This is a genomic window from Caballeronia novacaledonica, from assembly GCF_900258035.1.
Lineage (GTDB): Bacteria > Pseudomonadota > Gammaproteobacteria > Burkholderiales > Burkholderiaceae > Caballeronia > Caballeronia novacaledonica.
The window spans coordinates 23,077-48,415 of the sequence record NZ_OGTP01000003.1; the positions used below are offsets into that span (position 1 = coordinate 23,077).

Here is a 25,339-nt window from a genome sequence, read left to right on the forward strand (position 1 = left end):
GCTCTTTTTGCCTTGGCGAGTGTAAAGACGGTTTTTCTCCCGATCAAGCTAATCGCGCACGAAGAAAAGCGCGCCGGGCCTCACGGCCGGGCGCGCTTTTCGTGTGATGTGCTTCGCGCTTATGCCTTCTTCACATACGCGCTGCACCAGCCTTTCGATGCGACCTGCTTGTTGCTGAACATCGGGCACGGCGCGTAGGCGTCCGTCGGTTTGCCCTGATAGAACTGGCAGTTGCCGCAGTCCTGCCCGGCGGCGTACTTCGCGTTCTTGGCCTTGTCGACCTTGCTCGCGTCTTCCTTGTAGCCGAGCGCTTGCGCGGTGGGATCGTTTTCGGCGACTTTCGGCGCATCGGCGGCGAAGGCTGCCCGGGAGCCGAGCGCGAACGTCGAGGCGACGCCCGCGCTGGTAATGAGAAACGCGCGACGTGATGTCTTCATGGTGACTCGCTCCATGTTGTATTGGGGGATGGCGCCGTTCTTGGCGACGGCGAAATCCGAGCATAACAACCTGGAAGCGGCTCGACGACGTCAAATCTTAGAGATAAGGGACGGCGGAAAGTCGCATGTCAGCTAGCGCGCCATGTCGGCCACGCGCTCGGCGATCGCAAGCGATGCCGTCAGTCCCGGCGACTCGATGCCGAACAGATTCACGAGCCCCGGCACGCCATGCGCCGACTTGCCCTGAATCACGAAATCGGCGGCGGCCTGACCCGGACCCGACAGCTTCGGCCGGATGCCCGCGTAGGCGGGCTGCAATGCGTCGTCGGGCAGACTGGGCCAGTACGCGCGAATCGCGGCGTAGAAGGAATCGGCGCGGCGCGGGTCGACGTCATAGTTGAGCGCCGGCACCCATTCGACGTCCGGGCCGAACTTCGCCTGCCCGCCGAGATCGATCGTCAGATGCACGCCGAGGCCCGCTTCGTTGGGCATCGGATAAATCAGCCGCTCGAACGGCGCGCGTCCGCTCACGCTGAAGTAATTGCCCTTGGCGAAATAGAGCGGCGGCACGTGACGGTCGTCGAGGCCGCGAATGCCGCGCGCGATCGCGTTCGCGTGCAGTCCGGCGCTATTGATCAGATACGACGCCCGGAAACGCGCCGGCGACTCGCCGCCCGTCTCGACGATGAAGCAGCCCTCGCGCGCATCGATCGACACGACCGGCGTATGAAACACGATGTTCGCGCCGTGATTCTCCGCGTGACCCTGTAGCGCGAGCATGAACTGATGACTGTCGACGATGCCCGTCAGCGGCGACCACACCGCCTCGACGCATTGCAGTTGCGGCTCCATCTCCGCCGCCTGCGCGCCGCTGATGCGCTCCAGCCCCTTGACGCGGTTCTCGACGCCCTTCTGTTGCAGCGCCGCCAGTTGCGGCACCTGATTGCGCGCGGTGGCGACGAGCAACTTGCCGCATTGCCGATGCGGCACGCCGTGCTCGCGACAGAACTCGTAGAGCATGTCGCGCCCGCGCACGCACAGTTCGGCTTTCAGTGATCCGCGCGGATAGTAGATGCCGGCGTGAATCACCTCGCTGTTGCGCGAACTCGTGCCGATGCCGATGCCCTCGCCCGATTCCAGCACGATGACTTCGCGTCCGCGCATCGCCAGGGCGCGAGCGATCGCCAGTCCGACGGCGCCCGCTCCGATCACTACGCACTCGATCCGATCCATGTCTTTTTCCGCCGCAGATTTGTCTCAACTATTTTACGTTCGGGACTATTGCGGGATACACAACAAACACACGTCGATTGCATCGTTTTCCGGTGCAATTCGGAAAAAGGCAAGAATCTGGCCGCCAGATGTCAAAAATGACAGGTTTTGGCGGCGTTTTTGGCAATTTCGCCATTGAGGACTTTTCAGAAACCGATGGCTTTCTTGCGCGATTGACGGTCGAGCTGGATGTCGCGCGCCTCGACGTGATGCCTTTGGTCGATGCGCGCGTTGCCGAACGCGTTGAGCATCGCGCGCCGCATGCCGCGCGGCGACGCCTGCGTGAGCGCGTCGAGCGGCGCGTCGCCGAGCGTTTCCGGGAAGCGCGCGCCCCACGTGTGGGCATTGCGGATTTCGGCGTAAATCGACTGCGCGATGCGTCGCGCGCCATCGCGATCCGGCGCTGCGATCTCGTAGACGTTCAGGCGGTTCAGGAGCGGCTCGGGAATCGCGCGCGCGTCGTTGGCCGTGGCGATCCACACGACATTGCCCGCGTTGATCGGCACTTCCGCGAATTCGTCGATGAAAGTCTGCGCCGTGTCGTGTTCGAGCAGCGCGTAGAGCGAGCCGAGCGGATCGTATTGCGCGTCGCCGGTGGCTTTGTCGATTTCATCGACGGTGATCACCGGGTTCGCGTAACTGCCGTTGACGAGCGCGTCGAAGACCTTGCCGGGCTTCGCGTTGCGCCATTGCGACGACGCGCCCGACAGGATCCAGCCCGCCGTGAGCGAGCTCATTGCCACGTAATGACACGACGTGCCGAGCAGCCGCGCGAGTTGCTTCGCGAAATGCGTCTTGCCGATGCCCGGCTCGCCGAGCAGCAGCATCGGCATGAGTTCGAGGCGGTCGTCGGTTTCGAGGCACAGCGCGATCTGCTTGCGGATATCGGCGAGCGGCTCTTCGAAATTCGGCAGATCGGCGGCGAGATCGTCGACGGACGGCATGCGGTTCGGCTTCACGCAAAAGCGCAGATTGCCCACCTTGAGCATTTTTTCGTAGGTGGCGCGCAAGGCGTCGCTCGCGCCTTCGGACAGGTCGTTGAGCGCGGTTTCCACGTCGTCGAGACTGTAGACCTTGCTGAACGATGCCACCGCCAGTTCCTGTTTGACCACGGCCGTCGTCATGTCACACCCCGTCATTTTTATGGTCGACGAGTTCAGTGTATCGACGCCAAAACCGCGTGCAAGCGAGCAGTCGCACACGTGTGCTGCTAATTGGGACGCCCGTTTCCACCGATAAAGCCGTGATCGGCGCGCGCTAGTATCATCGTCGGGATCGAATGCGGGGCGGGTTCGAAATCTGCTGTTTGCACAATCGTGTATTTCAGCGGGCGGCTGAACCCGACCCGCGTCGCCATGTCACAAGGAAGTCGCCAGGATCGCCGATCCGGCGGCCGCTCGTTCAAGCGCGCCGCCATCCGAACAGTCCGCGCGCAGGAGTCGCTTTCAATGCATAAATCGATACGCACCGCCTTTCTGAATACCGCGCTCGTGACGGGCGCATGTCTCGCCGCATTCGGCGCCCACGCACAATCCACGGCCACGCAGCCGGTGAGTTGGGAATTGCAGGTCGTGCGCGACGGGCAACAGATCGACTCGTTTTCCGGCACGACGAACGTCGGGCAGGCGCGCACGGATACGCATCACAACAAGGTGCAAAATCGCGTCGGCTGCGCGGATCAGCCCGCCGGCGATATCGATCTGCAACGCACGATCACCGTCTCGCCGACGCACGCGAGCGCCGACGACATCACGCTCGCCATCGACGCGCAGGAAACCTTGCAGGAAGACAGCTCCCGCGTGACGTCGTCCGGCTGCAAGCTGCCGCCGGTGCCGCGTCAGGTGAGCGGGTCGCATCCGGGCCTCTTGCTCAAGCCGGGCGAATGGGGGCAATGGCAGATCATCGACAGCAACCCGTCGCTCGCCTATCGGGTGCGCGCGAGCCTGGGTTCATCGACGGCGGCGCAATGACAATCGCGGTGACATAGACTCCGACAACGCATGCGAAACCCAGAACATCTTCCGCCAGGCCCGTCCGCTCATTCGGCCACGCCGGATTTCACGGCGGTGAGCTGGAATCTGCACAAGGGACGTTCGCCCCTCGGCTTGCGCGCGTGGACCGCGATGCAGCGGTGGGTTCAAACCACCAACGCCGACGTCTATTTCCTTCAGGAAGCGATGGCGCGGCGCATGCCGCAGCCGATGCTCGCAAGCGGCTTCGGCAAGCCGCTCAATGCGCCGCTCGACGATGTCTGGCATTGCCAGGCGACCGAAATCGCCACCACGCTCGAATTGCAGATCGCGCTCGGGCCGAATGTGTTCAAACCGTCGTGGCGGCATGGCAATGCCATTCTGTCGCCGCATCCGCTCGATCTTTCCGGGCGCTGGGACATCTCCGCGCATCGTTTCGAAAAACGCGGCTTGCTGGTCGCGCGCGCGACGTTCGCCGGCCAGTCCATCACGCTGCTGTGCGCGCATCTCGCGCTGACGCGTCAGGCGCGGCTGCGTCAGATGAACTGGATCGCGCACTGGATCGCGAAGGAAGCGCCGGAAGGTCCGCTCATGCTCGCCGGCGATTTCAACGACTGGCGCAACGACTCCGTGCCCCTTTTCGGTGAACTCGGCATGCACGAAGTCGCGACGATGCTCGGCGAATCGGGCCGCACGTTCCCGGCGTTTTCGCCCGCGCTCGCGCTCGACAAGATGTTCGTGCGCGGGCTGAAGCCCGTCGAATGGCTCGTGCCGACGCAGGACACGGCGTGGCTTTCGGACCACCTGCCGTACATGGCGCGGCTGCGTGTGGAATGACGGCGCTTACGCTCGCGGTCCGGCGAGCAGCGCTTCCAGATCGGTGATGATGACGGGCTTCGTCAGATGATGATCGAAGCCCGCGTCGATGGCGGTCTGCCGATCGGCGTCGCTGCCCCAGCCGGTCAATGCAAGCAGCAACGCGCTTCGCGTCACGTCGCGCTTTCTCATTTCGCGCGCGACGTCGAAGCCGTTCATGCCCGGCAAGCCGATATCGAGCACGACCACATCGGGTTTGAAATCGTCGATCGATGCGAGCGCGCGCGGGCCGTCATGCTCGGTGCGCACTTCATGGCCGAGCGCTTCGAGCAGCATCGACATGGCAAGCGCCGCATCGACGCTGTCGTCGACGAGCAGTATGCGGCGGCCTCGCGCCGCGCCGCCGCTTGCTTCGGCGGTGATGTCCATGCAAAACCCCGTGGTCGTCGTCGCGCGAAACGGATGTTCCGACCCTCGCACGACTTTATTGAGATGATTCGGGAAATGTAGCACAGCGCGTTCGCAGCCAAGAAAATGAACCCGCAATCACGGCGCGCGACGGCTCTGCTATCGTGAATGTTTCATCCGCCGCCGTTTTGCACCGCCGCCATGTTCGATCTTTTCGACGACATCCCCAAGCCCGATATCGTGTGGCATCCCGACTGGATCGATGCCGACGAAGCGTCCGATCTGATGGGCGCGCTGATCGCGGAAGTCGGCTGGCAACAGGACACGATGACGACGCCCGGCGGCCGCGTGCCGCTGCCGCGCCTGACCGCGTGGCAAGGCGAGGCGGACGCGGTCTATGTCTATTCGGGCATCCGCAACGTGCCGCAGCCGTGGACGCCCGCGGTCGCCAGTCTGCGCGAGCGCGCCGAAGCCGCGTGCGGCGCGCGCTTCAACAGCGTGCTGCTGAACCGGTATCGCGGCGGGCTCGACAGCATGGGCTGGCACGCCGACAAGGAACGCGAACTCGGCCCGGAGCCGGTGATCGCATCGGTGAGTCTGGGCGCGACGCGCAGCTTCGAATTCCGTCACGCGCGCACGCACGCCACGCACTCGCTCGCGCTCACGCACGGCAGCCTGCTCGTGATGCGCGGACGCACGCAGCAGGAATGGGTGCATCGCGTGCCGAAGGAGCCTTCCGCGCGCGGCGAACGCATCAATCTCACGTTTCGTTGGGTCGACGCGTCGAAGCGCAAGTGAACCCTGCTACGGACGTTTGGCGACGAAATCGATCTCGACGAGCGCATCGCGCGCAAGCCCCGTCACGCCGACGCACGTGCGCGCCGGCAGCGGCTTCGGCAGAAAGTACGAGCGATACACCGCGTTCATCGCGTCGTAATCGCGCTTGAATTCGGTGAGGAAGATCCGCACGCTGACCACGTTGTCGAGCGTCAGTCCGACGCCGTTCAGCACGAGCTTCAGGTTGTCCATGACGCGCCGCGTCTGCGCCGCGACGCCTTCGGGCAGCGGCGCGGCGTCGTCGTCCGGATCGGTCGGCATCTGGCCGGTGAGGAACACCCAGCCGTCCGCTTCCGCCGCGTGCGAAAAAGGGCCGACGGGCGTCGGCGCGGCGGGGACCATCGTGAATTTCGGCAACTGGCTCACTTCCTCTCCTCGTTTTGCTTTCGTATCGTCCGGAACCTGCACGTTAGCGCGCCAGAATTGCACGCGTGTTTCGGCCCGTGCGAAGATGGTGCGCCTTACGTTCACCTTCTCACACCCGATGCTTCCCTACCCGCTTCTCGCCGACGCCGTGCTGCGCATGCTGACCGCGATGCTGATCGGCTGCGTCATCGGCATCGATCGTGATCTGCACGGCAAGCCGACCGGCATGAAGACGCTCGCGCTCGTGTCGCTCGGCGCGTGCATCGCGACAATGTGCGCGCAAGGTTTCTCGATGTCCCTCTCCGACGACACGGGCGTTTCGCGCGCCGTGCAGGGCATCGTGACGGGCGTCGGCTTTCTGGGCGCGGGCGTGATCCTGCAGAATCCGCGCGAGAATCGCGTGCGCGGGCTGACCACGGCGGCGTCGATCTGGGTGACGGCGGCCGTCGGCATCGTCTGCGGGCTGGGCCTGTGGAGCGTCGCGTTCATCGCGATGATTCTGATGATCGGGCTGCTGACGATCGGACGTGTCGTCGAAAAACGGCTTCTGCGCCGCTGGATGGACAAGCCGGAAGACGAGCGCCAGAAGTACGCCGACGTCGAAGAAGTCTAGGCGAGCGCGTCCGCGACGGGCGCCTTCACGCGATTTCGGCCCGCGACCTTCGCCGCATAGAGCAGGCCGTCGGCGCGCGCCATCAGCGACGCGAGCGGCTCGCGCCGGTCCCACGCCGCGATGCCCGCACTGAAGGTGTAATGCAGCACGCCGCCGGGCACTGCGCACGGCGTCGTTTCGACCGTCTTGCGCAGACGCTCGACGAGCGCGGTCACATCTTCGATACGCTCCGCCGTGCAGAAAAGGCAAAACTCCTCGCCGCCGATGCGCCCGAACGCGTCGTCATCGCGGATGCGCGCGCGCACGATGGACGCGAAATGACGCAGCACTTCGTCGCCGGCCGCGTGACCGTAGCGGTCGTTGACGCTCTTGAAGTGATCGACATCCACAACCGCGACGTACTCGCGTTTCTGTCCGGCGCGCGCGAGACGTTCGGCGGCCGTCGCCAGAAACGCTTTTCTCGACAGCGCGCCGGTGAGATCGTCGAAGCGCGCGAGCCGTTCGAGCCGCTGCGCGAGCCGGTCGTGCGCCATCATCACGAGACCGATGCACAGCGACGGCAGCACGAGAATGCCGAGCGCGAGAAACGTGATCTGCATCGCGCCGGGTTGCAGCAGCGCGGCCTGCGCGGGCGGCTTCACGGCGTAGATCGCGCCGCGCACCGTATGCCCGAGCGCGCCGAGCGCGGCCGCGCCGACGACGAACAGATAGTTGTAGCGCGGCCGCTCTTTCGGGCGCTCCAGCAGCACGCGGCCGGCGATCGCAAGACAACAGGCGGCATGAAACGCCGACACGATCACCACGCGCACATGCACGGCAGGCACGACATACGTGAAGTAGACGATGCCCGCCATCACGCCGAGCCACATGACCCAGCCGGTCCAGCGCTGCGCGGGGCGCGTGCGCACATCAAAGAAATCGTTGCAGCCTTCGTAGATGAGCAGGATGGTCGCGGCGAGCAACTGGTTCGCCGCGACGACGCCGAGCCACGCGGGCGCGACGTTCTGCGCGGCGAAGAGCACGAGCGAAACGATCGCGAGCACGTTCGCGAGGAGCCAGCGGCGCACGCCCGCGATCGCATGCGAGAGCAGCGAAATCAGCACCAGTATCGAGAGGATGCTCGATAGCGCGGTGACGACGAGAATGCTGACGGGACTGAACATCGCTGAAAGTGGACGGGATATCGCGCGTGCTTGCGGAAGGCGGCGTCGCGGCGCAGGAAGCACGAGTATCCGACATCGCCCACGTGTTTACGGCATGGATCGGCGCAGCTTGAACGAACCGGCGTGCGGCACGCGGTCGCACGCCGGAAGCAAAAACGCGGCGCAGCCTTTCGGCCCGCCGCGTTCGATTGTGCGATTTGCCGCGACTTACCATCCGCGACGCTCGTGCCAGCGTTCCTCGCGGCGCATCTCATGATGCCAGCGGCGCTCGCGCCATTCGTGACGGCGCCATTCGCGCTCGCGCCACTGATCGCGTTGGTAGCCGTAACCATCGCCGTATCCGTAATAGCCGACCGGCACGGCAGGCTGCGCATACACCGGCACGCCGACGCCCACGGCGACATCGACATGCGCATTCGCCGACGCCGACATGGCCAGTGCCACGATCCCCGCCAGCCCGACAACCGTTCCAAGAAGTTTCTTTTTCATGTCGCTTTCTCCTTGCACCGAGTGCTCTGTGAGTCAGTGCAGTCTAGAAAGCGATGCCGGATACAGGTGCAACGGGTCTGCCAGAAAGGTAACGTCAGGTAACGGTCAGCCAAAGCGAATGTGGTTTAGCGCACGCGCTTGCCGGAACCGTCGATGACGACTTCGCCGTCTTCCTTCGTGAACGGTCCTTGCTGCGCCTCGGGCAGGATGTCGAGCACGCGCTCCGACGGACGGCACAGCCGCGCGCCCTTAGGCGTTTCGACGAAGGGCCGGTTGATGAGGATCGGATGAGCGAGCATCGCGTCGATGAGCTGATCGTCGGTGAGGCTCGCATCGTCGAGACCGAGTTCGGCGTACGGCGTGCCCTTTTCGCGCAACGCTTCGCGCACGGAAAGCCCCGCGCGCGCGATCAGCGCGACGAGCGTTTCGCGGCTCGGCGGATGCGTCAGATACTCGATCACGGCCGGCTCGATGCCCGCGTTGCGAATGAGTTCGAGCGTGTTGCGCGAGGTTCCGCATTTCGGGTTGTGATAGATGGTGACGGTCATATGTCGCGATGTCCCTGCGTTCGTGAGTGAGCGTGATGACACGCCTCGCATTTTAGAACCGAAGCCACGATGACGCGACCGACAGCCTCGCGCCACGCGCGCGCCCGTGTCTCGCATGCAAGATCAATTGTGCTGTTCATTCCGGTATCCACGGCCTATAACGAAGGTTGCAGCGCGGCATGCGTCTTCTGCGGACCCGCGGGTCCCTTTCGCCGGCAAGCGCACCGGCGCTCCGTCTGCATCGCATTGGCGGGATGCCATGCGTGAATCGCACACCAAAAAGTTCGGGAAACCGGCGAAGGCACACGCAGCCGCGCCGGGAACCGGCACCGATGTCCGTCCGGCCCGCGCGCCACGCATGGCATGAGCAGCGCACGTGGCACGTTCCGTGCGGACCAACGATCCGAATCAGCGAATAGCGTTACGCGGCTTCTACGCGAGCGCGCCTTCCGATCAAGGAGTCGACATGAAATCACGTATCGCCATGGCGGCGCTCGCCGCCTCGTTACTGGCCACGGCGGGCCTCGCCTCGGCCCAGCAGACTTACTATCGCACCGCGCAGGTGCCCGGACAGGCCACCGCCGATACCTGGACCGATCCCGGCGCGCCCCAGCAAAGCGCGATGCAACAGGAACAGTCGACCGACATGTCGTACGGCGGCGCCCCGATGACACGCGGCGCGGCAGGCTCGACCACGATGGGCACGATGGACAGCGCCGCATCGAAGCCCTGCACGCGCGGGCCGCAGTGCAACATCTTCTTCGGCAACTGAGCGGGCAACGAAGCCGGTTCAACTGCGTTAGCATGCGTGCATGACCCACGCGCGTCCGCTCGAAACGAACGGACGCGCTATCTCTTTGTCCACGGAACGGCCATCATGCACCGCGACGCATTTCTTGCGCTTTATCCGTTCGCGACGAACATCGCGCACTCGGAGCAGTACGCGCCGGAGCGCGTCGGCTATCTCGCCGGACGGAAATAAGCGCGTTCATGGCGACCTCGAAGAGCAAGAGCGCGCGCATTCGCATCGGCATCGGCGGATGGACGTTCGAGCCGTGGCGCGGCACGTTTTATCCCGATGGCCTCGCGCAAAAGCGCGAACTCGAACACGCGAGCCGCGCGCTCACGAGCATCGAAGTGAACGGCACGTTCTATGGCTCGCAAAAGCCCGCGACGTTCATCAAGTGGCGCGACGAAACACCGGACGACTTCGTGTTCTCGGTCAAGGCGCCGCGCTACGCGACGAATCGCCGTGTGCTCGCCGAAGCCGGCGATACGATCGAGCGTTTTTTCGGCAGCGGCGTGCTCGAACTGAACGGCAAGCTCGGTCCGATCAACTGGCAATTCGCGCCGACCAAGAAATTCGATCCCGAAGATTTCGAGCGCTTTCTGGAACTGCTGCCGGCGAAAGTCGAAGGACGCGCGATTCGTCACGCGGTCGAAGTCCGGCACGAGAGTTTCTGCGATCCGGCGTTCGTCGCGCTCGCGCGGAAGTATCGCGTCGCGGTGGTGATCGCGGGAGATTCGAAGTATCCGCAGATCGCGGATGTGACCGCGCCATTCGTTTATGCACGCATCATGGGCACGACGGACAAGCAGGCGAAAGGCTATGCGAAAGCGGCGCTCGATCAGTGGACCGAGCGCGCGAAAACGTGGGCCGCGGGCGGTTCGCCGGACGACTTGCAGAGCTTCGGCAAGGCGGCGCCGAAAGCGGCGTCCCGCGATGTGTTTCTCTACGTCATCAGCGGCTTCAAGGAGCGCAATCCTGCTGCTGCGATCGCGCTCATCGAGCGGTTGAAGAAATAGCCGCCGTTCAGCGCACGAGACAAGGCTTCTTGTTGTCGAACTTCCAGTTCGGGATCAGATACTGCATCGCGACGCCGTCATCGCGCGCGCCGAGGCCGTGCTGCTGATACAGCGCGTGCGCCTTCTCCACTTCGTCCATATCCAGTTCGACGCCGAGACCCGGCACTTCCGGCACCTTCACCTTGCCGCCGACGATCTGCAGCGGATCGCGCGTCAGACGCTGGCCGTCCTGCCAGATCCAGTGCGTGTCGATGGCCGTGATCTTGCCCGGCGCGGCGGCGGCGACGTGCGTGAACATCGCGAGCGACACATCGAAGTGATTGTTCGAGTGCGAGCCCCACGTGAGGCCCCAGTCGTTGCACATCTGCGCGACGCGCACCGAGCCCTGCATCGTCCAGAAGTGCGGATCGGCGAGCGGAATGTCGACCGATTGCAACTGGATTGCGTGACCCATCTGACGCCAGTCGGTCGCGATCATGTTGGTCGCCGTCGGCAGGCCGGTCGCGCGGCGGAATTCCGCCATCACTTCGCGGCCCGAATAACCGTTTTCCGCGCCGCACGGATCTTCCGCGTAGGCGAGCACGCCGTGCTTGTCGCGGCACAGGCGGATCGCTTCGGCGAGCGACCACGCGCCGTTCGGATCGAGCGTCACGCGCGCCTCGGGGAACCGCTCGGCGAGCGCGGTGGCCGCTTCCATTTCCGCGTCGCCGGCGAGCACGCCGCCTTTCAGCTTGAAGTCGTTGAAACCGTAGCGCGCCTGCGCCGCTTCCGCGAGACGCACGACCGCTTCCGGCGTCAGCGCGACTTCGCTGCGCACGCGCTCCCAGTCGTCCTTGCCGTCCGCGCCGGATGCGTACTGAAGGTCCGTCTTGTTGCGATCGCCGATGTAGAACAGATAGCCGAGCATCTCGACCTCGTCGCGCTGCTGGCCTTCGCCGAGCAGCGCCGCGACGGGCACGCCCAGATGCTGGCCGAGCAGATCGAGCAGCGCGGCTTCGAGCGCGGTGACGGCGTGGATCGTCGTGCGCAGGTCGAAGGTTTGCAGTCCGCGCCCGCCCGCGTCGCGATCGGCGAACGCCGTGCGCACCTGGTTCAGCACCGCCTGCATGTTGCCGATCGATTGCCCGACGACATACGCGCGCGCATCGTCGATCGTCTTGCGGATGTTCTCGCCGCCCGGCACTTCGCCGACGCCCGTGTTACCCGCGCTGTCCTTCAGGATCACGATGTTGCGCGTGAAGAACGGGCCGTGCGCGCCGGAGAGATTCATGAGCATGCTGTCGCGGCCGGCAACCGGCACGACGCGCAATTCGGTGACTTTGGGAGTGGAACTGGCTTTCGTGGACATGAGCGTGATCCTGTGAGTTGAGCGAATGATTCGGTGTCAGTGCGCGCCGCGATGAACCGCGTGCCCGTCCCGCGAGCGATCCGGGCCGCGTTTGCGCGTGAGGAAGGCTGCGGCCGCCGCGATCAGCGACGCGAAGCCGAGTGCGTACAAGCCGCCCGACACCGAACCCGTATGTTGTTGAAGATAGCCGAAAGTCGCGGGAGCGAAGAAACCGCCGAGATTGCCGACCGAGTTGATGAGCGCGATCACGCCGGCCGCGACGCGCGCATCGAGATAGCCCTGCGGAATCGGCCAGAACAGCGACGCCGCCGCCTTGAAGCCGATCGCCGAGAAGCAGATCGCGACGAACGAGAGCACCGCGTTGCCCGTCGTCGAAGCGAACAGGCCGCACGCCGCGATCACGAGCGCCACGGCAAGCCACGCCTGCTGGAAGCGCCAGCGCGCGGAGAGCAGCGCGAAGCAGTACATCGCGACCATCGCGATCATCCACGGCACGGCGTTGAACAGGCCGACCTGGAAATCGGTGAGACCGCCCATTTTGCGGATGATCGTCGGCAGCCAGAAGGTCGCGGCGTAGATCGTGAGCTGGATCGCGAAGTACAGGAAGCAGAACAGCACGATCTGCGGATCCTTCAGCAGTTTGATCGCCGAAACGTGCGCGCTGCCGCTCGCGGCTTCGCGTTCCGCCTGCTCCGTCGCGATCGCCTGTTGCAGCGCGCGTTGTTCGCCGGCGCTGAGCCAGTGCGCGTCGCCGATGCGCGATTTCAGCAGCATCCAGCTCGCGCCGCACAGCAGCACGGAGAAGCCGCCTTCGATCAGGAACATCCACTGCCAGCCGTGCAGGCCGAAACCGCTGATCGACAGCAGACTGCCGGTGATCGGCCCCGACAGCACCGATGCGAACGCCGAGCCGGCGAGGAAAATCGCGACCGCCTTGCCGCGCTCCTTCTGCGGCAGCCATTGCGTGAAGTAGTAGACGACGCCCGGAAAGAAGCCCGCTTCCGCGATGCCCAGCAGAAAGCGCAGCACGTAGAACGACGTGTCGTTCCAGACGAAGGCCATCGCCGCCGCGACGATGCCCCACGTTCCCATGATCCGCGTGAGCCACGCGCGCGCGCCGTACTTCTGCATCAGCACGTTCGACGGCACTTCGAAAAGCGCATAGCCGACGAAGAACAGGCCGCTGCCGAGACCGTACGCCGCCGCGCCGATGCCGAGATCGGCCTGCATGTGCGAATTCACGAAGCCGACGTTCACGCGATCGATGTAGTTCGCGATGAACATGATGAGGAACAAGGGCAGCACGTGGCGCTTGACCTTGGAACTGGCCGATTCGAGCAGGTCGGCGGCGGGCGTGGCGATGGCTGAATTCAAGAACGTCTCCTGATCGAATCGCGTGGTACGTTGTCTGATGACATTGTATGACGACGATCTTTCGATGCCAATTGCGCGTTTACCCTTTTGCTTCGAGGCCTTTAGATCGGGCATTCGGTTCGAAATTGCCGTCGCAGCGCGTGTCGCGTCCGGAAATGAGTTAAGAGGTCTGATGACTGAAACGACGAAGCCGGCTCGCGCCGGCTTCGTCGGTCCTGCCTTCACTCTCTCGGCAGTCAGGCTTTCAGCTTGATCCGCCTGAACGGCCCGGCAAGCAACCCGTACGCGACCATCGCCGCGATGCCGTGCGCGCCGACGAACCACAGCGCGCGATCGAACGAACCGGTGCTCGCGACCACATAACCGATCACGATCGGCGTGACGATGCCCGCCGTATTGCCGATGCCGTTGAACACGCCGCCCGACAGCCCCGTCATCTCGCGCGGCGCGACATCCGACAGCACGGCCCAGCCGATCGCGGCGAGTCCCTTGCCGAAGAACGCGAGCGACATGATGACGACGATCGCCGTGTTGGTCGAAGCGAGCGGCGCGGCCATGATCGCCGTCGCGAGCAACATGCCGATCATGAACGGCGTCTTGCGTGCGAGCGACACCGACACGCCGCGCCGGATCAGGAAATCGGACAGCAATCCGCCGAGAATGCCGCCGGAGAATCCGCAAATCGCGGGCAGCGCGGCGACCAGTCCGACGGTCATCACGTTCATGCCGCGTTCCTTGATCAGATAGATCGGGAACCAGGTGATGAAGAAATAGGTCAGCGCGGTGATGCAGTACTGGCCGATGTAGATTGCCCAGAGCATGCGGCTCGTGAAGAGCGTCGACAGCTCGCGGCGCGTGAAACGGCGGCGGGTCGTCGCGACGCTCGCGTCGAGGCTCACGAGCGCGCCGTTGCCCGCGACGTAGTCGTACTCCGCGCGGCTCATTCGCTTGTGCGACTTCGGATCGTCCATCACGGCGAACCACACGACCGCCACGACGATGCCGAGCCCGCCCATGAAGAAGAACACGTGATGCCATCCGAGCGCATGCGTGAGCCACGCCATCAACGGCGTGAAGAGCACGACCGCCAGATACTGCGCCGAGTTGAAGAGCGCGCTCGCGGTGCCGCGCTCGTTGGTCGGGAACCACGTGGCGACGACGCGCGCATTCGCCGGAAACGCAGGCGACTCGACGAGACCGAGCATGAAGCGCATCACGAAGAGCGCCGCCGTCGCCGATGCCGCCGTGCCGAACAGCGACACCGTGCCCTGACTCAGCGTAAAGATCGACCACAACGCGATGCTCGCGCCGTACACGCGTTTCGCGCCGTAGCGGTCGAGCAGCCAGCCGCCGGGAATCTGGCCGATCGCGTAAGCCCAGCCGAACGCGGAAAACACGATGCCGAGCGCGGACGCCGACAAGCCCAGGTCTTTCGACACGAACGTGCCCGCAATGGAAAGCGTCGCGCGATCCGCGTAGTTCAGCACGGTGACGAAGAAAATCAGGGCGAGGATGTAATAGCGGAAATGGCCGACCCGGGCCAGGCTGGCGCTCGTTGCGGACGTGGCGATATCGAGGTTTTTCATGTGTCTCCTCCCTGTTCTCGTCGGGATGGTTTTGGTTCGGGCGATGCCCCGTTCAGGGCGTGACGCTCGTTTCGGGACGCTCGCCCGCGAAGCTGGACGCGAGGCTTTCGAGGACGATTTCGCCCATCGCGGTGCGCGTCTGCACGGTCGCGCTCGCGCGATGCGGCTGCAGCACGACGTTCTTCAGCGCGTAGAGCCGGGCGGGCACGTTCGGTTCGTCGACGAACACGTCGAGGCCCGCGCCCGCGATGCGCTTCTCTTCGAGCGCCCGCACGAGATCCGCTTCGTTCACGAGCTTGCCGCGCGCGACGTTGATGAGAAAACCGTCGGGACCGAGCGCGTCGAGCACGGCGGCATCGACGATACCTTCCGCGTCGTCCGCCGATGCCGCGAGAATCAGCGCGTCGCTGTCACGCGCGAGTTCGCGCAACTCGGCGAAGAAGCGATAACGCACATCGGCGAATTCGCGCAGATCCGTGTACGCGATCGGGCAGCCGAACGCCGCCGCGCGCTGCGCGATCGCGCGCCCGACGCGGCCCATCCCGACGATGCCCACTTTCATGCCGCTGAACTTGCGCGCGAGCGGCAAAGCGCTCTTGCCCCATTCGCCGTCGCGAACGTAGCTGTCGCCGATGCACAGCCCACGGCACGCCGAAATCAGGAGGCCGATGGCGAGGTCGGCGACGTCGTCGGTGAGCACGCCGGGCGTCGTCGAAACGTGAATGCCGCGTGCGCGGGCGTAAGCGAGATCGACCGCATCGGTGCCGATGCCGTTGATCGCCACGATGCGCAGCGCCGGCAGCTCGTCCATCAATGCGTTGCCGATGCCGGTGGCGCCGCCCGTCACCACGCCGCCGATGCACGGCGCGACTTCGCGCAGAAAGCCGGCCTTGTCGGCGTGCTCGTAATAACGATGCACGGTGTAGCGCGCGCTCAGCGCCTTGTCGAGCGATGGAAGCACGGGATTGATCAGTAGCACGTCGAACATTCGGATTCCCTGGAAGGTCGGCTTATCTCGGAAATCAGTATATTCACGCGATCGATTGAGGTCTAAGCTACATTCCGCATCGATCAATACCTAAATTGACATGATCATCGAGCTGAATCATCTGCGCTGTTTCGTGGCCGTGGCGGAGGAATTGCACTTCGGGCGCGCCGCCGCGCGGCTCTTCATCACGCAGCCGCCGCTCTCGCGGCAGATTCAGTTGCTCGAACAGGCGCTCGATGTCGTGCTCTTCGAGCGCAACAGCCGCAGCGTGAAACTCACCGCTGCGGGCCGCGCGTATTACGAGGACGCCGTGCGCATCCTGCGGCTTTCGACGCAGGCGGCGGATTCGGCGCGGCGCGTCGCGCGCGGCGACGCCGGCCAGGTCACGATGGGCTTCACCGCCGTTTCGGGCTATCACCTCGTGCCGGGCTTCATCACGGCGGTGCGCGAAGAATTGCCCGGCATCCGCGTCGTGCTCAAGGAGATGGTTTCGTTGCTGCAGGTGAAGGCGCTGGAATCGCGCGAGATCGATCTCGGCGTCATGCGGGCGCAGTTCTTCATGCATGGCATCGAGTTTCAGCGCATCGCGCGCGAGCCGTTGCAGCTCGCGATTCCGGCGCAGCATCCGCTGGCGACGCGCCGCACGATCGCCGCGCGGGATCTCGACGCCCTGCCCTTCGTCATGTACTCGCACGACGGCGGGAAGTACTTTCACGATCTCATCGCCGGGCTGTTCGCGGCGAGCGGCGTGCAGGCGGATTACGTGCAATTCATCGACCAGACGCACACGATCGTCGCGCTGGTGCGCGCGGGCATCGGCGTGGCGATCGTGCCGGCGTCGGCGCGGGAATTGTGTTTCGAGGAAGTCGTGTTCCGGCCGCTATGGACGCAGGACGCGCACGCGGACATCGATCTCGCGTGGAGCGAGGAGCAGACGAATCCCGCCGCGGAGAACGTGCGGCGCTTCGCGATCGAGCATTTCGCTCGAATCGAGAAGCGCGCGCTGACGAAGCGATGAGCTTACTTGGCTTTCTGCCCGATCTCGTGATTCGCCATGATTTCGAGCGCGCGGACCATGCCCGAGTGATCCCACGCCTTGCCGCCGTGCGCCGCGCATGCGTTGAAAAGCTGCATGCACGTCGACGTGTTCGGCAGCGCGACGCCAAGCGCCTGCGCGGTGGCGAGCGCCAGATTCAAATCCTTCTGATGCAGTTCGATGCGAAAGCCCGGATTGAAGGTGCGCTTCGTCATGCGCTCGCCGTGCACTTCGAGAATGCGCGACGACGCGAAGCCGCCCATCAGCGCGGTGCGGACCTTTTCGGCATCGACGCCGGCCTTCGACGCGAGCAGCAGCGCCTCGCCGACCGCCTCGATGGTCGCCGCGACGATCACCTGATTCGCGACCTTGCACACCTGCCCCGCGCCGACTTCGCCGATCAGCGAGATGTTCTTGCCCATCATGTCGAAGAGCGGCTTGACCTTGTCGAAGGTTGCCTGCGCGCCGCCGACCATGATCGTGAGCGACGCGGCCTTCGCGCCGACTTCGCCGCCGGACACGGGCGCGTCGAGATAATCGGCGCCCTTCTCGCGCACTTTCGCCGCGAACTCGCGCGTGGCGATCGGCGAAATCGAACTCATGTCGACGACGATCTGACCGCTCTTCAGCTTGCTGGCGACGCCGTTCTCGCCGAACAGCACGCGCTCGACGTCCGGCGTGTCCGGCACCATGATGAAAATCACGTCCGCCTTCTCGGCGACGGCGGCGGGCGAATCGCAAGCCGTGGCGCCCGCGCCGGAAAGGTCGGCCGGCACGCCGCTACGCGTGAACGCCGCAAGCGGGACGCCGTTCTTGAGAAGATTGGCCGCCATGGGATTGCCCATGATGCCCAGCCCGATGAAGCCTGCTTTTTGCATGTATCGCTCCTAGATGTCGATTGTCGGTGTCGGCCCGGTCGAGGATAGCGCGTGTCGCGCTCACGCCGGGATGAAGTGTTTTTTCACGCCTTGCGCGGCGTTTCTGAGCAGGCCGAGATCCGCGCACACGGCGACGAGCGTGCTGCCCATCGCGAGATAGCGCTCCGCGTCTTCCTGCACGGGCGCGAGAATGCCGCTCGGCTTGCCCGCCGCGTGCGCGCGCTCGAACACATGTTTGATGGCCGCCTGCACGTCCGGATGATTGGCGTTGCCGAGATGACCGTACGCCGCCGCGAGATCCGACGGACCGACGAACAGCGCATCGACGCCTTCGACCGCGATGATTTCGTCGATCGCTTCGACCGCCGCGCGGCTCTCGATCTGCACCGCGACGCTGATGTTGTCGTTCGCCACTTCGAAATAGTTCGGAACCGTGCCGTAACGGTTGCCGCGATGCCCGACCGACACGCCGCGAATGCCCAGCGGAGGATAGCGCGTCGCGGCGACGGCGCGCTCGGCCTGGGCGGCGTTATCGACGAACGGGATCAGGAAATTCACGAAGCCCGAGTCGAGCAGTTTCTTGATCGCGATGGGATCGTTCGCCTGCGGGCGCACGACGGGCGCGCTCGGGCTGTCCTTCAGCGCCATCAACTGCGGGATGAGCGTGAGCGCGTCATTGGGCGCGTGCTCGGCGTCGAGCAGCATCCAGTCGAAGCCGACCACGCCGACGAGTTCGGTGACGATCGGACTTGCAAGCGACATCCAGCAGCCGATCAGCTTCTTGCGTTCGCGCAGCGACGTTCGGAATGAATTGGGCAGCGGTTGATACGGTGACGAAGTCGGCATGATGCCTCCCTGTGACGACGGCGATCTGATTGGAAAGCGGCACGTCCGAGACCGTTATGTCATCAGACGTCTTAACACAGAGTAGCGTTAGTCTAGGGCTTCACGACAGGCACGTAAACCCTGATTTCGTTGATTTGCAACCGTTTTCGCCCGATTTGATCGCCTCAAACTTATACGATGTCTTATTACTTGTAAAAGAGTCGTGAATTGACGCGACAGCGCCGTGGCGGGAAGATGCGTTGTCGGACATCCGCAAAAGCCGTTTCGCCGTGCCTGTCCGAGTCTTAATCCTAGGCGAAGCGAAGACGTCCGACAACGAAACTGCACCTCTTTTCAGACCAAATACCATGGCAAGTCTCACCGAAAAAGTCATCGCAAGCCTGTTCGAAGATATCGAACGCGGCGTTCTCCGTCCCGGCGACAAGATTCCGACCGAAGTCGCATTGATGAAACAGCTATCGGTGAGCCGCTCGGTCGTGCGCGAAGCGGTGTCGCGCCTGCAGGCGGCGAACGTCGTCGAAACGCGTCATGGCGTCGGCACGTTCATCCGCGCGCCCGAAGATCGCGAGGCGGTGCGTCTGCCGGATGCGGATCTGTCGAGCTTGCTCGACATCATGGCGATCATCGAATTTCGGATCGATCTGGAAGGCGCGGCCGCCGCACTGGCAGCGGGCCGTCGCACGGACGCGCATCTCAAGCTGATCGCCGGCGCGCTCGAACGCTTCGAGGAACAACTGGCGAACGGCAGCATGGATGTGCTTCAGCACGACGTCGAGTTTCATTTGCAGATCGCGCGGGCGAGCGGCAACCGCTACTTCTATGACGTGCTGAGTCAGATGGGACGTGGCGTCAGTCCGCGCACGAGACTCGGCAAGGCGGAGATTGCGGAACTGGATCAGATCGAGCGCTTGCGCAACGTGCTCAGCGAGCACAAGGCGGTCTATCAGGCGATTCTGCGTCAGGATCCCGACGATGCGCGCGCCGCGATGCGCATGCATCTGAGCAATAGCCGGGAGCGGTTGAGACAGGTGCATGGCGCGACGGCTTGAGCGCTGAGGTTTTGAGCGCTGCGGCCACGTTGCTTAAGTAAACAAAAGAGTTCGTATGTATACGTAGTAGTAGTTAACAAGCTCGTCGCAAATCGGTGGATAACCGCGGATGCGCGTTTTACATCAGATGTTTACCGAAACAACAAGTCCGGTATGGCGCATCCGGTTTCGGATTGGACGTGGGACAACTTTGGCGCTAAATCGGTGATCGCCGAGTTGTTCAGAAATCGCCAACAGTTAACGCAGGCAGGTGCCAACAAGGTTGTCCACAGGCGCGCGCTTCGAAGTCGCGTCGAAGCGTTTCGACACTTCGACAGCGACTCGCTTCCGCGCACTCAGCGACTATGAAGCTTTAGACGTGACCTTCTGTACCGCACCGCCCTGCTTCCTCAGCAATAGTGGTCAAGATGTCTTGTTCATCGAGCACGTGCGCTTGCAGGCTCCGACGTTGCAAAAGGCTTCGTTGCCGTCTTTTCCTGAGCGTCCTGATAGTTGCCGCCCCACGAGACGAAGGTCAGCTGAGCTGCCATGGCAGACGCGGTCAGTGAGAAGGCATCTCTGCATTAAACTCCTTTTCGAGCGCCTGCGATGCCAACTGGACTTCTCGAGCCGCACTTGCAACGCGCTCGACGGCAGCAGCTTCGTCACTCTTTCGCTCAGACTTACTCACTTCTTCTCACCTACCGTCAATGCGAGACGTCCCGAGTCGCACTCACGCGCATCTTGTCCTCTGCATCCAACGGCAGCGAAACTGACTCTGGTGCGTGCGCCTCGGGAATCGGCTGAGCCTCGGCAAACTCCCAGTCCAGCCCAGCGCGGACAACCGGTGCCCACTTTCGCCAGCTGAAGAAGCTGCTTGGATGGCGAACAAACAAGAGCTTCACTGGCCTCCCGCTCCTCGTGTGGACCAACGCCGAGCGCGCACAAAATCGCCCGACTTTCGTCGGATGTCGTTCACCGCTGCAGTGCAGATTTTCTTCACGGGAGGCCAGCCGAAGCGCGTTGAGTGACTCTACTCCAAAGACCAAGCACTGCTCCACGCCCATCACGTCGAACAAGTCCAGCGCTGCGCTCCATCCCGCTTGATACTGCTTCTCCGTCGGTCGACGCTCTACCGACTCCATGACATCAAGCACTAGGTTGTGGTAAGCGACGGATGACCAGAGCGATTGCTTCTGAACATCGCTTGGGTTGCGCCGCTGGAATATTGCGCGTTCGATATTGCGCACGTAGCGCGAGTCCCTGTCGAACTTCAATGCATGGTTCTTATGGGTAACACGCAGACCGGACGTTAATGCATAGCGATTGTCGAACGCTTCGCCTGCGGCCCATCGATACACGCTCTCGCCGAGAATCATCGTTTTGACAGCGGACCGTGAGAATTCTCTGCCGACCCAGGGCCACCACTTAATTTGCTGACGGGCTTCGAAAAGGTGGTCAAACGACAAATCAAGGTGGTCCATGCGCAATAATTATTCCTTTTGTTTGAGTACAAGGCATTCGATGGCGAGCACGCCCGATTCCATTTTCGCCCGTGCCGAGATGTTCGCAGTGTGTACGAAGATTTTCGGTGGCCGGAACCCTCCACATCCGGTTTCAGCGATGTTCGGAAACCAGTTCCAGCAAAATCTTCTGAGCGATGCTGCAACCTTCGCTGCAAGGTCCATGCTATTGCTTACCCCAAAATTTTGTGATGAGATAGCGCCTGTGCACCCCGGGGCCAGTCAGTCGCGCAACCGCTTATGCGGAGACGGCAAATCCGGCGCAGGTCGCTCGAAGCGACCATGACCTCCTACCGTAGTCGCCTACATCAGGCACTCGGCAACGCGCGACGCCGCCTCTGAATCGCCTGATGTGAGCGCTACGTTACGGAGTAGAGTCATGGCCCTCGCTTACGGCGCGCCGATGCGTTCCACATCCGCCGCAGAAAAACTTCTTTCCTTTCTTGCAGTTCGAGGCCATTCGCTGCCTCTGCAAGAGGCCCAGCGTATTGTCGCTGACCTGCACGAGGCCGCTCAACGAGACTCGACACAAGCTGCCAGACTGCTTGCATCTCGCCTGGCGGAGAGGTCCATCCACATACGGCACACGCACGCAGTTCACGTGCTATCCCACGTACTCGGACATCCGAACTGGATGCGCGTTAGGTGTGACGAGAACATCGTCACACCCGTTCAGTACGAGGTGCGACTATGGCAGGGCGACGTCGAAACGCACGATACGTTTCGGTCGTTGGGCCACGCGGTGCATCACCTCTTCAAAGTTGCCTTCGCCGCTCTCCCCGCGCACGAACCTGGCCTGATTGAGCTGCATAAGAAGAAGAGCCTTATAAGACTCGAAATCTGGCATGCAACTGTCAAAGCCGTGACCATCTACTTGGAAAAGTTTCGAACCGATACACCGGAGCCGGAGCGAGAGCTATATGACGACAACGAGTTGCGGGGGGCGCTAAGACGCATCATTCGCGGCTTCGACCGTGCGCGACCGGCGATGCTAATGGATGGCGGAAGTCTTTCGGAAACGCTGCACCCTTTCTACACTGCGTTCTGGGACGTGAAGGGAAGCAAAGACTCCGATTGGAATGGCGAGCCCGGAGCTGGGTCCGTAAGCGAGAACTACCTTTTCCAGAGATTTATCGATGTCGGCGTTAAGACGACGTTCAGCTACGAAGACGGCGTCGCTCGCTTCGAAGGGAAAACCGACACCTTGGAAATCAAGCAGGTCTGGGAAGACCATTTTTTCTCTGGTCAAGACTTGCACGAACGCGAAGCACCCAACGAGAAGGATTTCGAACTACTGATGAGACGTTTTGTGCGTTGGATTCGAAGTCAACCATGTTCCGTTGAGGAGCTGTACGACGTGATGTACTTCGGCAGAGAATGGACAATCGACACTAATAAGAATGCTATCAAGAACCTGCTTGAGGTTCAAGACCTATCGCTGAATGAACTGGCGGCAAAGATGGGCGTAGCGTTCAGAACCGTCGAATCCATGGGCCGAGGTCACAGCGTAACCGCATCTTTCTTTCTGAACCTGGCCAGCGTCCTTCGCGTTGCGCCCAAAGACATCACACGTACCGACGGGTACAAGCACCCGGTCACAAGCGCTGACAGCCTAGTGTATCTGGTAGACGATGTGCATGAGCTACGTGAAGTAATTAGTCAGGGACTCGACGAGGCAGCCGTATCGCACGCGCGCCGAATCATGCAGGAGGTAAGAACTCTGATTCATGGCCAACGCGAAATCGCATGTAGTCTCGACGGGAAGGCAAACGAGGCCGAGAAAAACGCGGTTTTAAAAGAACAAACAAATCGAATCTTGGACCAGGCTACGACTTCGGGACTTTGTCTGTTTGGCCGTCACGAGACGGATTTCGTGCAGACGAGGGCAGGAAGTGAAACAGACGTCGATGTGATTCACGTCCTCGCCCTGTTCATTGAGCCGCGGGCAAACAAAAAACCATGACCAGTTCGTCGAACAGCATGACTGTGCTGCCGGTCGATGTTAGCAAGATGATTCTATTGCAAATCGCTTGCGTCTCGTAAGCAGGAGGCGTGGACAGGTCGTGGATGAAGTCCACCTCTCGATGCGCGTTGCTGACAGGCTTGGGATGCGTTGCGGCGGCAACCGCAACGCACTGCGTCTGTCGTCAGTTTCCGTTTGGCGGTGACAGTGACGGGGCCTTGCCAGTGGAAGTGGGCGCATCGCGATTGATTGTCGTAGTCGCGACAGCCTGCTTCACAAAGTCGTCTTGGTGATTGCTCAAATAGTTCGAGTAGACAGCATTGGCTGTAGCTGCGACACCCGCGACGCCCATCGCCCATCCAACTGTCAATACCGAGCAGACGCGGCGAAGCCACGACGTCTCCGTCACCGCGAGCCGCTTGGCCGCAGTAAATTTCACGACGCCGGCCGTGGTGCCGAGTCCAAGTGCCGAGCCGACGCCGACCGCGCGTAGGGGCGTGAACAAAATCAACGCAAATGCGCCGAAAATCAATGAAGACCCAACGAACGGGAGCAACATGCACAGAAAGAAGTATTTCCGCGCTTTCTTGGCGAGTTCCTTCTGCTCGTTCGCGCGCTGGGCGGCCTCTTCAAGCTGGATACGCGACTGCCGCTCTTGCTCCAACTGCAGGCGAAGCGCTTCCTCGTTGCGCTTTCGTTCCGCCATCTCCGCCTTGTGCTTGGTCGAGATTTCCTGACTTGCGACTCGTTCGGCCTCGCTCGAGAGAGACACCGAGTCTAACTGCTGCACCAGCGCGTCCTTGCGCGTGCGCTCCTCGGACAACTCGTGCTCGAGCTTCTTCGACTTCTCGACTGTATCGCGGTGAATCGACAAAAGCTCGTCCCGGACGATGGCGGTCTGCTCCGCGTCGCTGGGGCTCTCGCGAAAACGTGTTCGAACCGCGTCGTTCAGCAGCAGGGTATGGATTTCGTCCGCCGTGAAGTCGCCGACCGCTTCGATGCGCGACAGCCGGTTGATGATGGCAAGGCTCACGTCCTCGGTTTCGCTGTCGAACTCGCGGAACAACAATGGCAGCTTGAGACTGCCGAACAACGCCTTCTCGAACTGCGCCGAGCGCGGCATCCAAAACTGCGCAAACTGAATGAAGGTGCTCGGGTCCACGCACACCGGAACCCACCCCGAATTGCCCTTGCCCTTGTATGCATCAAAGCCGACCAAGCGACGGTCGAGCGTGACGAACCACTCCTTGGCGTCAAGCGGCGACGACAATTGCAGGTCGCGCTGGCGCTGGATGCAATGCCAGACGTAGATGTCGTGAAAAACTGCTTCGTACGATTTGCGCCGCGCCTCGGGAATGCCCGCGCTCAATCGCCTGCAATTGGCTCACTGGTGTTTTCCTGTTGTTTCTCGACCGTCGTATGCAGATGTAAAGCATTTGGATGAGTGACTGCGCCTTGCTCATATTGCTTGCTGCGCACAGCGGTCGAGGACAAGCATCCGCGGAGGGTAAGGGCTCTCCATCATTATTCGACGCAAGCCGACGAACCGGCACGAGTCGTGGGCAGAAAGGAGTGTTTGAGGGACTAGAACGCGAGCATCATTTGCCGGACAGAGCCCCGGTGCAGCGCACTTGCCCCCTTCAGAACAACGAAACTGCCTCGGTTGCTCACCAGCGTGTAAAGGCCAACATAATGCAGCCGGCCGCACTCGGACGGCTGACGTGCCCACGAGGTTTCGATGCGGTAGTCCTCTTTGCGGAGTTCAACAATCCGTGCCCGAGGGTCAACGATGTCGAGGAACCGCACCGCCTCCAATGTGGTCACCCCGCCGCGGACCTTCATCGCCTCGAGCAGGCGGGCGCGCTGATGCGCAGCGGTATTTTCAGGCCAGTTGGCGATGATTCTGCTGAACGACAAAAGGTCCAGCCGTACGGGTTGGTTGAGCATTCGAAGCAAAGGTAGTGAAGACGAGGCCTATTGTTGGCGACGCACTTCAAAACCTAGCTACCGAAATACTAAGAAAATGGGCGCGGATTTCATCCGG

26 protein-coding genes are annotated in these 25,339 nt (G+C 62.7%); 9 read left to right on the forward strand and 17 right to left on the reverse strand.

The features are described 5' to 3' along the window. Positions 1 to 119: 119 nt before the first annotated feature. The 3 genes from NOV72_RS06195 to NOV72_RS06205 all read right to left on the reverse strand — a co-directional run bounded on the left by NOV72_RS06195 (position 120) and on the right by NOV72_RS06205 (position 2,833). A complete protein-coding gene (locus tag NOV72_RS06195) occupies positions 120 to 437 on the reverse strand; it encodes a high-potential iron-sulfur protein (RefSeq protein WP_106854033.1) in 318 nt (105 codons plus the stop codon). Positions 438 to 569: 132 nt separating this feature from the next. Continuing rightward, a complete protein-coding gene (locus NOV72_RS06200) occupies positions 570 to 1,670 on the reverse strand; it encodes an NAD(P)/FAD-dependent oxidoreductase (protein WP_106853744.1) in 1,101 nt (366 codons plus the stop codon). 185 nt (positions 1,671 to 1,855) lie between these two features. Further along, a complete protein-coding gene (locus NOV72_RS06205; RefSeq protein WP_106853745.1) occupies positions 1,856 to 2,833 on the reverse strand; it encodes an AAA family ATPase in 978 nt (325 codons plus the stop codon). Between the two features lie 324 nt (positions 2,834 to 3,157). Between NOV72_RS06205 and NOV72_RS06210 the strand changes: the two genes are divergently transcribed. After that, positions 3,158 to 3,679 carry a hypothetical protein gene (locus NOV72_RS06210; RefSeq protein ID WP_106853746.1) on the forward strand — a complete coding sequence of 174 codons (522 nt, stop codon included), beginning with the start codon at positions 3,158 to 3,160 and terminating at the stop codon, positions 3,677 to 3,679. Positions 3,680 to 3,709: 30 nt separating this feature from the next. After that, positions 3,710 to 4,516 (forward strand): endonuclease/exonuclease/phosphatase family protein, encoded by an 807-nt coding sequence (locus tag NOV72_RS06215; protein WP_106853747.1) that lies wholly within the window; start codon positions 3,710 to 3,712, stop codon positions 4,514 to 4,516. Positions 4,517 to 4,522: 6 nt separating this feature from the next. Here NOV72_RS06215 and NOV72_RS06220 read toward each other — a convergent pair whose 3' ends face one another. Further along, complete coding sequence (locus NOV72_RS06220; RefSeq protein ID WP_106853748.1) at positions 4,523 to 4,924, reverse strand: response regulator; 402 nt, start codon at positions 4,922 to 4,924, stop codon at positions 4,523 to 4,525. Positions 4,925 to 5,104: 180 nt separating this feature from the next. Between NOV72_RS06220 and NOV72_RS06225 the strand changes: the two genes are divergently transcribed. After that, a complete protein-coding gene (locus tag NOV72_RS06225) occupies positions 5,105 to 5,701 on the forward strand; it encodes an alpha-ketoglutarate-dependent dioxygenase AlkB family protein (protein ID WP_106854034.1) in 597 nt (198 codons plus the stop codon). A gap of 6 nt (positions 5,702 to 5,707) precedes the next feature. Here the strand turns inward: NOV72_RS06225 and NOV72_RS06230 are convergent, their stop codons facing one another. Beyond that, positions 5,708 to 6,106 carry a RidA family protein gene (locus tag NOV72_RS06230; RefSeq protein WP_106854035.1) on the reverse strand — a complete coding sequence of 133 codons (399 nt, stop codon included), beginning with the start codon at positions 6,104 to 6,106 and terminating at the stop codon, positions 5,708 to 5,710. A gap of 118 nt (positions 6,107 to 6,224) precedes the next feature. On the opposite strand from NOV72_RS06230, the gene NOV72_RS06235 reads away from it, so the two are divergent. Beyond that, on the forward strand, positions 6,225 to 6,719 hold the full coding sequence (locus NOV72_RS06235) for an MgtC/SapB family protein (protein WP_106853749.1): 495 nt from the start codon (positions 6,225 to 6,227) through the stop codon (positions 6,717 to 6,719). Here the strand turns inward: NOV72_RS06235 and NOV72_RS06240 are convergent. The 3 genes from NOV72_RS06240 to arsC all read right to left on the reverse strand — a co-directional run bounded on the left by NOV72_RS06240 (position 6,716) and on the right by arsC (position 8,919). Continuing rightward, entirely contained in the window at positions 6,716 to 7,882 is a 1,167-nt protein-coding gene (locus NOV72_RS06240) for a GGDEF domain-containing protein (RefSeq protein WP_106853750.1), read from the reverse strand. The genes NOV72_RS06235 and NOV72_RS06240 overlap by 4 nt on opposite strands. A 207-nt stretch (positions 7,883 to 8,089) precedes the next feature. After that, the gene (locus NOV72_RS06245) at positions 8,090 to 8,371 is read right to left on the reverse strand and encodes a hypothetical protein (protein ID WP_106854036.1); all 282 of its coding nucleotides are present in this window, start codon (positions 8,369 to 8,371) and stop codon (positions 8,090 to 8,092) included. A 125-nt stretch (positions 8,372 to 8,496) separates the two neighbouring features. Further along, a complete protein-coding gene (arsC, locus tag NOV72_RS06250) occupies positions 8,497 to 8,919 on the reverse strand; it encodes an arsenate reductase (glutaredoxin) (protein ID WP_106853751.1) in 423 nt (140 codons plus the stop codon). A gap of 466 nt (positions 8,920 to 9,385) precedes the next feature. Between arsC and NOV72_RS06255 the strand changes: the two genes are divergently transcribed. Together NOV72_RS06255 and NOV72_RS06260 are read left to right on the forward strand one after the other, a co-directional pair. Next, the gene (locus NOV72_RS06255) at positions 9,386 to 9,691 is read left to right on the forward strand and encodes a hypothetical protein (protein WP_146149945.1); all 306 of its coding nucleotides are present in this window, start codon (positions 9,386 to 9,388) and stop codon (positions 9,689 to 9,691) included. A gap of 218 nt (positions 9,692 to 9,909) precedes the next feature. Beyond that, positions 9,910 to 10,725: a DUF72 domain-containing protein gene (locus NOV72_RS06260; protein ID WP_106853753.1), complete on the forward strand. Its 816-nt coding sequence runs from the start codon at positions 9,910 to 9,912 to the stop codon at positions 10,723 to 10,725. Positions 10,726 to 10,732: 7 nt separating this feature from the next. On the opposite strand, the gene gudD is transcribed toward NOV72_RS06260, so the two are convergent. From gudD to NOV72_RS06280, 4 genes are all read right to left on the reverse strand, one after another. Further along, complete coding sequence (gene gudD / locus NOV72_RS06265) at positions 10,733 to 12,073, reverse strand: glucarate dehydratase (RefSeq protein ID WP_106853754.1); 1,341 nt, start codon at positions 12,071 to 12,073, stop codon at positions 10,733 to 10,735. A 36-nt stretch (positions 12,074 to 12,109) separates the two neighbouring features. Next, a complete protein-coding gene (locus tag NOV72_RS06270) occupies positions 12,110 to 13,447 on the reverse strand; it encodes an MFS transporter (RefSeq protein WP_106854037.1) in 1,338 nt (445 codons plus the stop codon). A 236-nt stretch (positions 13,448 to 13,683) separates the two neighbouring features. Next, a complete protein-coding gene (locus tag NOV72_RS06275; RefSeq protein ID WP_106853755.1) occupies positions 13,684 to 15,033 on the reverse strand; it encodes an MFS transporter in 1,350 nt (449 codons plus the stop codon). A 52-nt stretch (positions 15,034 to 15,085) separates the two neighbouring features. Continuing rightward, positions 15,086 to 16,021, reverse strand: coding sequence for a 2-hydroxyacid dehydrogenase (locus tag NOV72_RS06280; RefSeq protein ID WP_106853756.1), 936 nt, complete (start codon positions 16,019 to 16,021; stop codon positions 15,086 to 15,088). 100 nt (positions 16,022 to 16,121) lie between these two features. On the opposite strand from NOV72_RS06280, the gene NOV72_RS06285 reads away from it, so the two are divergent. Further along, entirely contained in the window at positions 16,122 to 17,039 is a 918-nt protein-coding gene (locus NOV72_RS06285; RefSeq protein WP_106853757.1) for a LysR family transcriptional regulator, read from the forward strand. Between the two features lie 2 nt (positions 17,040 to 17,041). Here NOV72_RS06285 and NOV72_RS06290 read toward each other — a convergent pair whose 3' ends face one another. Next, on the reverse strand, positions 17,042 to 17,935 hold the full coding sequence (locus NOV72_RS06290; RefSeq protein WP_106853758.1) for a 2-hydroxy-3-oxopropionate reductase: 894 nt from the start codon (positions 17,933 to 17,935) through the stop codon (positions 17,042 to 17,044). 60 nt (positions 17,936 to 17,995) lie between these two features. Then, positions 17,996 to 18,781, reverse strand: coding sequence for a 2-dehydro-3-deoxyglucarate aldolase (gene garL / locus NOV72_RS06295; protein ID WP_106853759.1), 786 nt, complete (start codon positions 18,779 to 18,781; stop codon positions 17,996 to 17,998). A gap of 347 nt (positions 18,782 to 19,128) precedes the next feature. Between garL and NOV72_RS06300 the strand changes: the two genes are divergently transcribed. Then, entirely contained in the window at positions 19,129 to 19,830 is a 702-nt protein-coding gene (locus NOV72_RS06300) for a FadR/GntR family transcriptional regulator (RefSeq protein WP_106853760.1), read from the forward strand. A 686-nt stretch (positions 19,831 to 20,516) separates the two neighbouring features. Here NOV72_RS06300 and NOV72_RS06305 read toward each other — a convergent pair. Continuing rightward, entirely contained in the window at positions 20,517 to 21,293 is a 777-nt protein-coding gene (locus NOV72_RS06305; RefSeq protein WP_181290870.1) for a hypothetical protein, read from the reverse strand. Positions 21,294 to 21,711: 418 nt separating this feature from the next. Here NOV72_RS06305 and NOV72_RS06315 point away from each other — a divergent pair, with 418 nt between their 5' ends. Next, positions 21,712 to 23,295, forward strand: a complete 1,584-nt coding sequence (locus NOV72_RS06315) for a helix-turn-helix domain-containing protein (RefSeq protein ID WP_106853762.1) — start codon at positions 21,712 to 21,714, stop codon at positions 23,293 to 23,295. A gap of 184 nt (positions 23,296 to 23,479) precedes the next feature. Here NOV72_RS06315 and NOV72_RS06320 read toward each other — a convergent pair whose 3' ends face one another. Together NOV72_RS06320 and NOV72_RS06325 are read right to left on the reverse strand one after the other, a co-directional pair. After that, complete coding sequence (locus NOV72_RS06320; RefSeq protein WP_106853763.1) at positions 23,480 to 24,664, reverse strand: hypothetical protein; 1,185 nt, start codon at positions 24,662 to 24,664, stop codon at positions 23,480 to 23,482. Between the two features lie 215 nt (positions 24,665 to 24,879). Further along, a complete protein-coding gene (locus tag NOV72_RS06325; protein ID WP_106853764.1) occupies positions 24,880 to 25,242 on the reverse strand; it encodes a helix-turn-helix domain-containing protein in 363 nt (120 codons plus the stop codon). Positions 25,243 to 25,339 lie beyond the last annotated feature (97 nt).